Genomic DNA, 13497 nt, shown 5'->3' with positions numbered 1-13497 from the left:
CGACCTAGGCCGCGCCGCCGTTGACGTAGACGACCTGACCGTTGACCCAACGGGCGGGTCCGGCGAGGAACGCGACGGATTCTGCGATGTCGGCCGGCGTGCCGAGGCGTTCCAGCGGGGTGACCTTCGACAGCTTCTCGATCGTGGCCTCGTCCTTGCCGTTCAGGAACAGGTCCGTCGCGGTGGGGCCGGGGGCGACCGCGTTGACTGTGATGTCGCGACCGCGCAGTTCGCGGGCGAGCACGAGGGTCATCGCTTCGACGGCGCCCTTGCTCATGGCGTAGGCGGCGTAGCTCGGGAAGGAGAGGCGTGTGACCGAGGTGGAGAAGTTGATGATCGCGCCGCCGGAGCGGACACGGCGTGCTGCCTGCTGGTCGACGACGAACGTGCCGCGGATGTTGGTGCGGTGCATCCGGTCGAGCGCGTCGAGGTCGAACTCCGCGACCGGGCCGAGGATCATGATGCCGGCCGTGTTCACCACGACGTCGACACCGCCGAATGCCGCCTCGACGGCGTCGAATGCTGCAGCCATCGCCGTCTCGTCCGCGACGTCTCCGCCGACGGCGATCGCGCGGCCGCCGGTCGCGATGATCCCGGCGACCACCTCATCGGCCTTCGCCTGGTTGCCGGCGTAGTGCACGCCGACCGCGAGGCCGTCGGCGGCGAGTCGCTCTGCGACGACGCGGCCGATGCCGCCCGATCCGCCGGTGATGAAGGCGACGCGCGCGCCGTCCGTCGTTGCCTGGTTGCTCTGCTCTGTTTCCATCGTTTCGTTGTTCATGTTTCCAACGGTAACACGCCTTCGTTATCACCGCAACCCTTTCCCCGCTATCACCGATACCGGCTTCGCTCCCATCCCCTCCTCATCCCCTCCCCATCCCCTCCTCTGCCCGCGAACTGTCACTCGTGGCTGTTCTCAGCCGCCTATGCCCGCCACGACTGCCAGCTCGCGAGCTGGCAGTCGTGGCGGTTCTGGCAGGTCCAGAGCAGCCACGAGTGACAGTTCGCGGGCTATCGACGGAGGGCGGACGAGGAGCATGATGGAGCATGGCGAGCGGACCAGCGGGACTCACGGCGTTGACGGCCATTCCGGCGGGCGACTTCCGGATGGGGTCGACCGATTTCTACCCGGACGAGGGCCCGGTGCACATCGTCCACGTCGACGCGTTCTCGATCGAGCAGCATCCGGTCACGAACCGCCAGTTCGCGGCGTTCGTCGATGCCACGGGCTACGTCACCGTCGCGGAGCGCCCACTCGACCCGGCAGACTTCCCCGGAGCACGCCAGGAGGACCTGATCCCCGGCGCCCTGGTCTTCACCCCGACCACCGGGCCCGTGGATCTGCAGGGGTGGCAGCAGTGGTGGCGATGGCAACCCGCCGCGAACTGGTCGCATCCCGAGGGGCCCGGATCCGACATCGCCGGCAAAGAGGACCACCCGGTCGTGCTCGTCTCTTACGAGGATGCGGCCGCCTACGCAGCCTGGGCGGGCCGCCGCCTGCCCACCGAGGCGGAGTTCGAATACGCGGCACGCGGCGGGCTCGATGGCGCGGCGTTCGCGTGGGGCGATGTCGCGAATCCCGATGGCGCCGTGCTCGCGAACAGCTGGCAGGGGCGCTTCCCCTATCTGAACACGGGTGCGGCTGGCTGGGTCGGAACCTCCCCCGTCGGCTCGTTCCCACCGAACGGCTACGGCCTGGTCGACCTCATCGGCAACGTGTGGGAGTGGACGAGCGACTACTACGTCGACGGGCGAACCCGTGCGGGCATCCACGACCACGACCACGACCACGACCACGACCACGACCACGACCACGACCACGACCACGACCACGACCACGGTGCCGCATCGGCATGCACCTGTTCCCCCGATTCGGCGACGGATGCACGATGGGCGACAGCCTCCATCGCACCAGGTGAGACCCAGCCGCGTCGCGTCCTGAAGGGCGGCTCGCACCTGTGCGCCCCCGAATACTGCCTGCGCTATCGTCCGGCAGCCCGGTCAGCCCAGTCCGTCGATTCGGCGACCACGCACATCGGCTTCCGCTGCGTCGCCTGACACCCGCCACCGTTCCCAGCCCGCGAACTGTCACTCGTGGCTGCTCTGAACCAGCCAGAACCGCCACAACCGACAGCTCGCGAGCTGGCAGTAGTGGCTGCTGTGGACCCGCCAGAACCGCCACGAGTGACCGTTTGCGGGCAGAGACCGGACGGGAGGACGGACAGCGAAAGGGGAAGGACGGACAGCGGGCGGAAGGCGGACAGCGGACTACTGCGGGGGCGTGCTGTCCCGCAGGATGGGGCTCGTCGGGACGACCCGACGGACCACGTCCTCGAGCGGCGCGATCGCCCGGGCGATGGCCTCCGTCGCGACCTCGTCGAGCGGCACGTGCACCGTCGTCAGGCTCGGAACCACGTCGCGCAGGGTCGTGACGTCGTCGAACCCGGCGACGCCGATCCGCTCCGGCACCCCAACCCCGCGCGCACGCAGGGCAGCCAGCGCACCGAGCGCACCCTCATCGGTCACCGCGAACACCACGTCGACGTCGGCGAGCGCCTCGTCGGACAGCCCCTCGATGAGCGCGTACGTCCCGGCCCAGGTGAACTTCGGTCGGACGACGCGATCGGCGGCGACCGGGACACCGGACGCCTCGAATCCGGCCACGAACCCGTCGACGCGCTGCTGCATCGCGAGCAGGGGGATGTCGCTCGCGAGCACGAGCGGACGCCGATACCCGAGCCCGGCGAGCTGCACGGCGAGCGCCCGCCCACCGTCGAAGTTGTCGAACGCGACCGTCTCGAACGGCATGTCGGCACGGCTGATGAGGACCACGCGCCCACCGGTCTCCTCGTACCGCCGCAGCTCGTCCTCCACCTCGGAGCCGGACGGCGCGTCGATGTAGCCACTGCCGGCCAGGATGATGGCCCGCGGCTGCTGCCCGCGTAGCTCCCGGACGAGTTCGAGTTCCCGATCGGCGCGGCGCCCGCTCACGGCGACGGACACGCGCAGCCCGACGGCCTCTGCCGCGGCCATGATCGCGGCCGTCATGGCCGAGAAGTACGGGTCGGCGATGCCGCCGACGATGAGCGCGATCGTGTGCGACGCCCCGCGCGCGACCGCCTGGGCCGCGAGGTTGGGCGTGTAGCCGAGCTCCTGGGCCGCCTGCATCACGAGCACGCGGTACTTGTCGTCGACTTTCCGGGCCGATCCGTTGACCACGCGGGAAGCGGTCGACTGCGAGACGCCCGCCCGTTTGGCGACGTCGGAAAGGGTCACTGGCCTGCGCGTTCCGGCATCGTTGTCGAGTTCCACGCGAGCAGGATACCGCTTGCCCGGCTCCCCCACCCGCGTCATCGCTGGCGCGCCCCGATCAATGCCAGCCGACAGCGATCATCACCACCATCACGATGAGCGACGCCCCCGTCACGACGGACCCCACGATGGCGACGGCATCGGCTCCGGAACCGGTTCCTCGCCCGTCCTCGCGCACACTCGTCAGTCGCGCGAGCATCGCCCACGCTGCCACGACGACCGCGGCGACGACGGTCGCCGTCACCGTCTGCCCGGCGCCGAACGCGCCGGCGACGCCGCCGCCAGCAGCAACGCCGCCAGCAGACACACCGCCGCCGTGATGCGCGCCGCCGGACGACACGAGCATCGGCACAGCCGTCACCGCAGCCATCGCGAGCAGGTCGACCACGGTGTGCACCGCGGCATGACCTCGCCCGAAACGCACACGCACGGCGACCACCCCGGCCCAGGCGATGAACACCACGACCGCCGCTGCAGCCCGCATGACGGAGTGCCCACCGACCATGGCGAACGCCATCACCGCGAGCATCGCGGCGTGCCCGACGACCGCCCGCACGATCGCAGACCCCGCAGGCCTCGCAGACCCCGCCGGCCTCGCAACCGTCACGGCGACGGCGACCGCAGGCGCAGGCGACGCGACACCCGCCATCGACGCCCCCACGCTCACGATCGGAGCCGCCCTACTTGCCGTACCCGTTGCTCAGCCCGGCGATGTACTGCCGCGAGAACACGGTGAAGAGGATGACGAGCGGCACGGCGCCGAGCGTCAGCGCCGCGAGGAGCGCCGGGTAGTCGTTCTGGAACTGGCCGACGAACTGCTGCACGCCGAGCGTGACCGTCTGGTTGCCCTTGCTCGGCGCGAGGATGAGCGGGAACCAGAGGTCGTTCCACACGGGCAGCATCGTGATCGAGGCGACGGCCGCGAGGCCGACCTTCACGATCGGGAGGGTGATGCCGAGGGTCCGAAGCTCGCCGGCCCCGTCGATCCGGGCCGCTTCCTTGAGTTCGGTCGGCACGGAGCGGAAGTACGTGGTCATGAGCGCGATCGCGAGCGGCAGCTGCATCGCCGTGTACACGAGGACGAGGGACGTGAGCGTGTCCATCAGACCCCACGCGATCATCGTCTTGAGCAGGGGAACCGTTCCGAGTCGGATCGGAAGCATGATGCCGAGCACGAAGAACCCGGCGATGAGCGGGCTGATCCGCACCTTGTACTCCACGAGCGCCCAGGCGGCGAGCGTCCCGAGGACGACCGTGAGGAGCACGGTCGCGATCGTCACGATGATGCTGTTCTGGTAGTTCAGCAGGATGTTGCCGCGGCTGAACACGTTGATGTAGCCCTGCAGGTTGAAGGTCTCCGCGTTCGGCAGCGCGAACGGTTCACCGAAGATCCCCTGTGTGGTCTTGAACGAGTTCATCACCACGATGAGCACGGGCACGGTGGAGCACAGCGCCATGATGATGAGGACGATGTGGACACCGGCGCCGGTCAGGACGTCGACGGGGGCCTTGCGTCGAGCCCGCGCCGAACCGGGTTCGAGCGTCACGGCCCGATCGGCTGCTGCGCGTTGGCGGGGCTTCGGGAGAGTGGAATTCTGCGTCATCGGAATGCCCCTAGAGCTCGTAGGTCTTCAGTCGACGCTGCAGCACCCAGAAGTACGCCGCGGTCGTGATGAGGATGATGAGGAAGATCACGGAGGCGACGGTGGCCCCGAGGTCGAGGTCGGCCACCTGCCCGCTGGATCCGAAGAAGGTGCGGTAGAACAGCGTGCCGAGGATGTCGGTGCTGTAGTTCGGGCCCGGCGCGGAACCGTTGAGGGCGTACACGATGTCGAAGCCGTTGAACGTCCAGATGTAGGTGAGGACGGCGATGAGGCCGAACTGCGGCGCGATGAGCGGGAACTTCATCCGCCAGAAGATCTTCCAGCCGTTCGCCCCGTCGATGCGGGCCGCCTCGATGACGTCGGCCGGGATGGCGAGGAGCGCGGTGTAGAGGAACACCATCGGGATGCCGACCCACTGCCACACGGACATGAGTGAGATCGTCGGGAGCGCGGTCGCCTCGGTCCCGAGGAGCGGGAAGTCGACGATGCCCCACAGCGGGTTGATGATGAGCCGCCAGACGAAGCCGACGATGACGACCGACAGCGTGGCCGGGATGAAGAGGAGCGTGCGGTAGATGCCGACGGACTTCCGGATGACCCCTGACGTCAGCAGCGCGGCCATCAGGAGGCCGACGGGCAGTTCGACGATGAGGTGGATGAGGAAGAACTGGAGGCTGTTCAGCAGCGCGTTCCAGAAGCGCTCGCTCACCGTCGGGTTCGTGAAGAGCGTCAGATAGTTCTCGAAGCCGACGAAGACGCTGCCGCCGCCCGCCGAGTCGAAGAAGCTCAGCACGATCGAGCTGATGAGGGGGTAGACCGAGAACGCGACGTACACGATCAGGGCCGGCAGCACAAAGAGTGCCAACAGGCGGTAGCGGGTCGAGGTGCGGATCATTCCAGAGCTCTCCGTCGTCGAACTTGGGGCGTATGGTGCTCGGCGGTGCGGGGGCATCGCCGATGATGCGGGGCTGCGGCGTATGGTCGCGGCCAGGTGGAACGGGTGGTGCGGTGGTGCGGTGAATCAGGTGGCGCTGATCGAGCAGAGACTGCTCGTTTTCCTGCGGGTGCGGGCGATGCGGTGGGCCGCCTCGGATGGGACGACCCACCGCATCGTTCCGGCTACTTGGCCGGCTTGTACCAGGAGTCGAGCCCCTTCTGGAGCTCTGCCGTGGCGTCCTCAGGCGAGAGGCCGGAGTTGTACATCAGCTGTGCGACGCGCCAGATCTCGTCGTCGAGCGGCGGCTGGCCGGCGCTCAGACGGTCGAGGGCGAGGCGCGAGGTGAGCTCGGCGCCCTCCTTGAGACCGGCGAACTCCTGCGCGAGCGGGTCGCTGTAGGTCACGGGCTCCTTGCCCATCGAGAAGAAGCCGGGGAGCTTGTTCACGTAGAGCTGCTGGAACTCCGGCGTGCCGAGCCATTCGAGGAACTCGGTCGCTGCTTCCTTCTGCTTGCTCTTGGCGTTCAGACCGAAGGCCATGTCGGCCATCTCCTGCTGGTAGCGCTGGTCGCCTGCCGCTGCCGGCGGGGCGCCGAACACGCCGACGTCGAGCCCGGTCGAGGTGACCTGGCTGATCTGCCAGGAGCCGTCGGGGATGATCGCGGCCTTCCCGAGCGTGAACAGCTGCATCATGTCCTCGTAGGAGATCGACTCGAAGCCCTTCGGCAGGTACTTCTTGTAGGCGTCGAATGCCGCGAAGCCCGCAACGAAGTTCGGGTCGGTCAGCTTCTGGGTGCCGTCGATGAGGCCGAGCCGGCCGTCCTCGCCCTTCCAGTAGTTGGGGCCGATCTGGTACAGCATGTTGTACGCGAGCTGCCAGCCGTCCGCACTGCCGAGGGCGAGCGGGGCGACCTTGCCGTCAGCGGCGATGGCGTCGAGGGTCGAGAGGAACTCGGCCTGCGTCGTCGGGACCTTCAGTCCGAGGTCGGCGAAGATCTTCTTGTTGTAGTAGAAGCCGGCGAGGACGGAGGCGGTGGGGACGCAGTACGGCTTGCCGTCATCGCCCTGCCACGCTGCGAGGGAGACGTCGTCGAATGAGGAGATGGCCTTGAGGGAGTCGAGCGGCTCGAAGTAGCCCTTCTCGATCCAGGAGCGGTTGACGTCGAACGGGCGGCACATGATGACGTCCGGTCCGGTGCCGCTGTCGATCTGGGACTGGATGGTCGCGTTGTAGTCGTTGGTGTCGACGGGTGCGTACTCCACCTCGATCCCGGGGTGCGACTTCTTGAACTCGGGGATGATGTCGCTCTCCCACATGGCGGCGTCTTCGGTCCGCCAGGTCCCGATGACGATTTTGGCTGAGTCCGCGTCTCCGCCCGGGCTGCTCGCCGAACACCCGGCGAGACCGAGTCCGATGGCTGCAGCGGTGAGGACGGCGAACGGTGCGATTTTCGAGCGCATCGATTGTTCTTCTCTCCGTGATGGTGAACATTGGGTGTCGCTTGCCGGCCAGGGCAGCCGGCTGGTGATGTGCCGGCCTTCGTCGGCACTGTGTCGCATGCGTCGGCCGGGTGCGCCAACGTGCTGGTCAGCATAACCAGGTCTCTATGAGGTAGCAAGAGGTATTTACCAGACCGAAACAAGGTCGTGATTTCACCGTGATCTATCGCGCTTCTTTGTGAAATAGGTATGGTGTGGTTTTACTGGACAACGTTTTCCGAGACAACATATCCCACGATACTGGTCATGGTCCGGAATGCGCGAGCCGCAGGATCGACCATCGGATCCCGGCGATCACCACCGCGGGAATGCAGACCCGAACCGCGATACCGGTCGCAGATCGCAAATTATCGCCCATAGTGGACGTGTATTGGTATGTTGTGGTAGCTATTGGTTTGCAGGTGTTATCGACGCTCGACTGATCGCCGGACCGCGATCATGATCAGGAGGAACCCATGGGAGTGCAGGAATTCGTCGCAGGTGGATCGAGTGCGGTCCTCCGCACTCTGACGAGCGAAGAGGTCGACGCCAACCGTCGCATCCTCGACGAAGCAGGGCTCGTCAGCGCCGACACCCACTTCGCCTACATCGGACTCCTCGAACCCGACAAGCGCATCATCCTCGCCGGCGGCACGGTCCCCCGGCTCGTGCGCAGCTTCATCATCGACCTCGGCACCGGCGTCTCGCACGACGTCGTCACCTCCCCGGCGGACGGCACGGTCGTCTCCTCCAAAGAACTCGACACCCCGGTCGACGGCGCCGTCCCCGTGGTCCTGCGTGAATTCAGCCTCGTGGAAGAGGTCGTCCACCAGGACGAGCGCTGGCTCGCCGCGATGGCGAAGCGCGGCCTGACGGACGTCTCCACCCTCCGCGTGAACCCGCTCTCCGCCGGCGTCCTCGACGACAGCGAACGCGGCCGCCGCATCCAGCGCTGCTTCACGTTCCTGCAGCGCACGCCGGAGGACCTCGGTTGGGCGCACCCCGTCGACGGCGTGACCGTGATGGTCGACGTCGTCACCGGCGAGGTCGTCGATGTCATCGACTACGCCGAACTGCCCGTCCCGCAGGAGGACGGCAACTTCCACCTCGCCTCCTGGCGAGGCCCCGACCGGACCGGCCTCAAGCCCATCGAGATCACCCAGCCGGAGGGTCCGAGCTTCACGATCGACGACGACGGCGTGCTCGACTGGGCCGGCTGGCGTATGCAGGTCGGCTTCGACCAGCGCGAGGGCCTCGTCTTCCACAACATCTCGATCGCCGACGGCGAGGAGCAGCGCCCGGTCCTCTACCGTGCGTCGATCGCCGAGATGGTCGTCCCCTACGGCGACCCGGCCCCGCAGCGCTGGTTCCAGAACTTCTTCGACTGCGGCGAGTACCTACTGGGCGGCTTCGCGAACTCCCTCGAACTCGGCTGCGACTGCGTCGGGGACATCACCTACCTCGATGCCGTCCTCGGCGGCAACGACGGCCACACGCAGATCATCCCGCAGGCCATCTGCATCCACGAGGAGGACGCGGGGATCCTCTGGAAGCACTTCGACAACTGGAACGGATCAAGCGACTCGCGCCGCAACCGTCGCCTCGTCGTGAGCTTCTTCGTCACGGTCGGCAACTACGACTACGGCTTCTACTGGTACTTCAGCCTCGACGGCAACATCGAGTTCGAGGTCAAGGCGACCGGTGTCGTCTTCACCTCCTCGTACCCGGGCGAGGGCTATCCCTTCGCCACCCAGATCGCTCCAGGGCTCGGCGCCCCGAACCACCAGCACCTCTTCAGCGCACGCCTCGACACGATGATCGACGGGCTCCCGAACGCCGTCGACGAGCTCGAAGCCGTCCTCGCACCGCGGAGCCCGCAGAACCCGCACGGCACCGGATTCACCCAGACCGTTACGCGTCTGCACCGCGAGTCGGACGCCCAGCGTCTGGCCGATAACCGCAAGGGCCGTGTCTGGTTCGTCGGCAGCACCGAGGAGAAGAACCGCCTCGGCCAGCCCACCGGCTGGGTGCTCTTCCCGGAGGGCGCGCCCGTGCTCCTCGCCGACGAGGACTCCGACATCCACGCCCGCGCGACCTTCACCTCGAAGCACCTGTGGGTCACCCAGTACGAGCCGTCCGAGCAGTACCCGGCCGGCGACTTCGTGAACCTGCACCCGGGCGGCGCCGGCATCCCGGAGTGGATCACGGCCGACCGCAGCGTCGACGGCGAGGACATCGTGCTCTGGCACACCTTCGGCCTCACCCACTTCCCGCGCCCGGAGGACTGGCCGATCATGCCCGTCGACACCACCGGCTTCGTGCTGAAGCCGCACGGATTCTTCGGTCGGAACCCGGCGATGGACATCCCGGCGAACGACCACTGCGCCGTTCCGGCCGCCGAGTCCGGAGCCGCCGGATCCGGATCATCGCACTGCGAGCCTGCGTCCGGCTCGCACGAACACCACCACCACGGCTGACGACCGAGCAGCTGAGAGGACACCAACCAGTGGACGGTTACATCACTTACGAGAGCGCACGCTCGACCCAGGCCGACGCGCTGGGCGACGCGATCGTGCGCCTGCGCGAGCGGGTGCAGGCGGCAGCGGCGGACGGCGGACTGCGGGGCCCAGGCCCCGTGTTCCTGGGCGTCGGCGCGAGCCTCGCCGCGACGAACGCTGCCGTCTGGGACCTGCGGGCCCGCGGCATCGACGCCTGGCGACTCGGTGCGGGCGACACTCCGCTGCCACTCCCGCACAGCGAGCACCCCATCGTGGGCATCTCGCAGAGCGGGCGCAGCACGGAGACCCTCGCGGCGCTCGCATCGGTCGCCCCCGAGTTGCGGTTGGGTGTGGTGAACAACAGCACCTCGCCGCTCGCAGATCTGGTCGACCGGCGATTCGATCTGGGCGACATCCCGGACAGCTACGCATCGACCATCGGCTACACAGCGACCGTCGTGGCGCTGTCGATGATCGCGGAAGCGTGGGACGGCGGCACGATCGATCCCAGCTGGGCCGGGTTCTCGGAGGTGTTCCGCGCGTTCGACGAGCGGCTCTCGACGGGTGTCGAGGCCGCGGCGGCGCTGTTCCAGACGGCGCCGAGCAGTGACTTCGTCGGTGGTGGAGCCTCGGCGGGTTCGGCCGAGGCCGGGGCCCTGCTGTTCCGCGAGGTCGCCCGCATCCCGAGCAGCGCCATGAGCACGAGGCAGTACCTGCACGGCGCGATGGAGTCCGCCGGCGAGGGTGTGCACGTCCTGTTCGGCGGCGCACGCGAGGTGGAGGTCGCCCGGATGCTCACGGCGGCGGGTCACCCCGTCGTCCTGGTGATCGCCGAGGCGGAGGCGGCAGACCTCCTTGCGGAGGCCGGTCTCGACGCGTCCTCCGGTGCTGGTGGTGTTCGTGATGCCGCGGGCACCGCCGGCCCGCTCGCCGTCATCACGCTCCCGGCCGGCTCGATCCACCAGCGCAGCATCCTCGAGGCCTTGGTCCTGCAGGTGCTCGTGGAGCGGGTCGCGGCGCTCCGCGGAGTCGACATCGAGGAGTTCGTCTTCGAGAACACCGACACCAAGGTCCCCACGCCGCAGCCCACCGCCTGAGCGCCCGTCCCACCCCATCCACATCTCGCGAGGGGAGGCGAATCGTCCCGTCCGCTGCTCGCGGACGACGATTCGCCTCCCCTCGCGGCGTGTGTGCGACACCGGGATCTGCCAGGATGTGGTCATCGCCGACACCCACCCGAAGGAGCCAGCATGATCAGCCGACGCCCCCGCATCCGTTTCGCCGCGATCGCAACCATCGCCATCGCCGGGACCGTGCTCCTCGCCGGTTGCGCAGACTCACCGTACGCGAAGGACTACGCGGGCACGCCGCCGGGCAGCTCGGTCGGCGACGAGTTCACCGACACACCGACCGCGGTCTGGATCGGCGACGGCAAGACGATCGCGCTCACCACCTTCGGCAGTTCCACGTGCCCGAACGCTCCGGCGTCGGTGTCCGTGGTCGATGCCACGAATCTGAAGATCGAACTCAAGCAGCAGGGCGGCGAGGTCTGTACCGCTGACATCGCGCCGCACACCTATGAGCTCCCGAAGCCCGGCGGTCTGGACGCCACGAACCCCGTCGCCATCGATCTCGGCAACGCCACGACGATCACCCTCGCCCCCGCCTCCTGATCCAGTCTCGCTCCAGTCCCCTCCCTTTCCCTCCTCCACAATTCAGGAAGTTTCCGCGAATTCAGGACGAGCATCCGCATTCCGAGCCGGTTTCGTCCTGAATGCTGGAAATGTTCCTGAATTCCGAAAGCCGATGCGGGACGCGAAACTGGACGACGACCGCGGCAGCAGCAGCACACAGCAGCTGCAACGGCGCTGGCCGAGCCGGCGACCTCGGCTAGCGCGCGCCGCGCGCGAAGAGCGTGCGGAGGCGATACCGCTCGCCGACGTACCGGATGGTGGACAACGCGACCGCGCGACCGTCCGCCCCGTGCGCGACCTGCTGCATCACGAGCAACGGCTTGCCCGGTTCGAGGCTGAGGTGCGCGGCGGTCTTGTCATCCGCCTCGCGGGCCTCGATGGTGCTGTCCGCCCGCTCCGGGGAGAACCCTGCGGCATCGAGCTGCTCATACAGTGAGTCCGTCGTGAAGTCGACATCGGTGAGATCCGGCAGCATGGACGATGGCACGACGGAGCTGTCGAGGGCGATCGGCACGTTGTCGAGCATCCGGATGCGCTCAAGCCGGAACACGGGCGTGCCAGGGGCCACCGCCAGTGCCTCGCCCTCGTCGAGGGTCGCGAAGCCGCTCTGAGCCTTCAGCACGACCGAGCTCGTGACGAGCCCCATGCGCTTCGCCGTCTCCGAGAATGATTCGAGGCTGTTCGGCCATTCCTTGGCTGGACCGGCCGATGCCACATACCACCCGCGTCCATGCGAGGGGCTGAGCACCCCTTCATCGACGAGGTGCAAGAGCGCTTTACGGAGCGTGACGCGGCTGATGCCGAGCTGCTGGCAGAGGTCACGCTCCGGTGGGAGGCGCGCTCCGGTGGCGAGCGCACCGGACTCGATCTCCGCCGTGATCAGGTTCACCGCCTGGATCCAGAGCGGCTCCGGATAGTCGGCGCGGATCGGCGACGCGCCGTCCGATGCGGCGTCCGCTGCACTGTCCTCCGCACGTTCCACGTCGTCCCCCTGCTCCTGATGCTCGAACCGTTCCTGGTATACCACATGAGTACCCTATACGACCACTGACGAAAAATGGTCTCCCGCACCGTATTCGGAAAATACTGGTATTCCGACGTCACATAGGCAACTCCAAGCGTCCCCCTCGCGCCCGGCAGGGTGGGAGGCATAGCGTTGTGGTCATGGATGAAGCGCACCTCGGCCGTCGGGCGACGCGGGGCACACGGGCGAAGATCGCACTGGGAATCGGAACCGGACTCCTCCTCGCGGGCGCCATCGCCATCGGTGGGGCGACCGGCGCGGTCGGAGCACTCACGAGCCACCTGCCGACGACGGCGAGCACTGCTGCGCCGGTGGGGTCGGTGCTCTCCGCATCAGCAGGCCGCGAACCGGTTGTGGTGGCGATCGGCGACTCCATCATGGACGGCCACGGCACCAAGGCGGACCAGGCGTGGCCCGTCCTCATCGGACAGAAGAACGACTGGTCCCTCACGAACCTCTCGTCGGACGGGTCCGGATTCCTCCAGCTGGGCGATGCCGGCGACACCTTCGCAACGCAGGTCCAGAAGGCGGTCGCGCTCAACCCGTCGATCGTCATCATCTCGGCCAGCAGCAACGACCTCGGCCAGGACGACGCTGCACTCAGCACAACGACGATGCAGACCATGGTCGCGTTGCGGACGGCGCTCCCCTACGCCCAGATCATCGCCCTGAGCGCGTTCTGGGGCGATACGACCCCACCGGCGGAGCTGGACCCGATCGATGCGGACCTCCAGGCGGCCGCGCAGACCGTCGGGGCTCGGTACATCGACATCGGGCAGCCGCTCAGCGGTCGCCCGGACCTCATGCAGGGTGACGACGTCCACCCGACCGCCGAGGGCCTCAGCGTCCTGGCGAGCGCCATCGACGCCGACATCGAGGCTCCGCCGACGGGCTCCTGAGCGGGGCGTCCAGCGCTCCCTGAGCGCCCGCCTCAACGTTCACCCCTAGAA

General features: G+C 67.8%; 12 protein-coding genes. 5 read left to right on the top strand and 7 right to left on the bottom strand.

The features are described from left to right. Nucleotides 1–4 precede the first annotated feature (4 nt). Nucleotides 5–781, bottom strand: a complete 777-nt coding sequence (locus ACL9RL_RS04400; protein WP_422778995.1) for an SDR family oxidoreductase — start codon at nt 779–781, stop codon at nt 5–7. Between the two features lie 266 nt (nt 782–1047). Between ACL9RL_RS04400 and ACL9RL_RS04395 the strand changes: the two genes are divergently transcribed. Further along, nucleotides 1048–2058, top strand: a complete 1011-nt coding sequence (locus ACL9RL_RS04395; RefSeq protein WP_422778994.1) for a formylglycine-generating enzyme family protein — start codon at nt 1048–1050, stop codon at nt 2056–2058. A gap of 210 nt (nt 2059–2268) precedes the next feature. On the opposite strand, the gene ACL9RL_RS04390 is transcribed toward ACL9RL_RS04395, so the two are convergent. From ACL9RL_RS04390 to ACL9RL_RS04370, 5 genes are all read right to left on the bottom strand, one after another. Continuing rightward, nucleotides 2269–3312 (bottom strand): LacI family DNA-binding transcriptional regulator, encoded by a 1044-nt coding sequence (locus ACL9RL_RS04390; protein WP_422778993.1) that lies wholly within the window; start codon nt 3310–3312, stop codon nt 2269–2271. A gap of 58 nt (nt 3313–3370) precedes the next feature. Further along, entirely contained in the window at nt 3371–3979 is a 609-nt protein-coding gene (locus tag ACL9RL_RS04385) for a hypothetical protein (RefSeq protein WP_422778992.1), read from the bottom strand. Nucleotides 3980–3992: 13 nt separating this feature from the next. Next, nucleotides 3993–4916: a carbohydrate ABC transporter permease gene (locus ACL9RL_RS04380; protein WP_422778991.1), complete on the bottom strand. Its 924-nt coding sequence runs from the start codon at nt 4914–4916 to the stop codon at nt 3993–3995. Nucleotides 4917–4926: 10 nt separating this feature from the next. Then, complete coding sequence (locus ACL9RL_RS04375) at nt 4927–5811, bottom strand: carbohydrate ABC transporter permease (RefSeq protein WP_422778990.1); 885 nt, start codon at nt 5809–5811, stop codon at nt 4927–4929. A 224-nt stretch (nt 5812–6035) separates the two neighbouring features. Further along, nucleotides 6036–7313, bottom strand: coding sequence for an ABC transporter substrate-binding protein (locus tag ACL9RL_RS04370; protein ID WP_422778989.1), 1278 nt, complete (start codon nt 7311–7313; stop codon nt 6036–6038). 494 nt (nt 7314–7807) lie between these two features. On the opposite strand from ACL9RL_RS04370, the gene ACL9RL_RS04365 reads away from it, so the two are divergent. The 3 genes from ACL9RL_RS04365 to ACL9RL_RS04355 all read left to right on the top strand — a co-directional run bounded on the left by ACL9RL_RS04365 (nt 7808) and on the right by ACL9RL_RS04355 (nt 11502). After that, entirely contained in the window at nt 7808–9808 is a 2001-nt protein-coding gene (locus ACL9RL_RS04365) for a primary-amine oxidase (protein WP_422778988.1), read from the top strand. A 29-nt stretch (nt 9809–9837) separates the two neighbouring features. Beyond that, nucleotides 9838–10926: an SIS domain-containing protein gene (locus tag ACL9RL_RS04360; RefSeq protein WP_422778987.1), complete on the top strand. Its 1089-nt coding sequence runs from the start codon at nt 9838–9840 to the stop codon at nt 10924–10926. A 153-nt stretch (nt 10927–11079) separates the two neighbouring features. Next, on the top strand, nt 11080–11502 hold the full coding sequence (locus ACL9RL_RS04355) for a hypothetical protein (RefSeq protein WP_422778986.1): 423 nt from the start codon (nt 11080–11082) through the stop codon (nt 11500–11502). Between the two features lie 217 nt (nt 11503–11719). Here the strand turns inward: ACL9RL_RS04355 and ACL9RL_RS04350 are convergent, their stop codons facing one another. After that, on the bottom strand, nt 11720–12550 hold the full coding sequence (locus ACL9RL_RS04350; RefSeq protein WP_422778985.1) for a GntR family transcriptional regulator: 831 nt from the start codon (nt 12548–12550) through the stop codon (nt 11720–11722). A gap of 137 nt (nt 12551–12687) precedes the next feature. Here ACL9RL_RS04350 and ACL9RL_RS04345 point away from each other — a divergent pair, with 137 nt between their 5' ends. Continuing rightward, entirely contained in the window at nt 12688–13446 is a 759-nt protein-coding gene (locus ACL9RL_RS04345) for an SGNH/GDSL hydrolase family protein (RefSeq protein WP_422778984.1), read from the top strand. The last annotated feature ends 51 nt before the right edge of the window (nt 13447–13497 follow it).

Origin of the sequence: Plantibacter sp. Mn2098 (genome assembly GCF_049319745.1) — a bacterium.
Classification (GTDB): Bacteria; Actinomycetota; Actinomycetes; order Actinomycetales; family Microbacteriaceae; genus Plantibacter.
The sequence above is the reverse complement of the archived record's forward strand: the minus strand, read 5'-3'. Positions and strand labels throughout refer to the sequence as shown.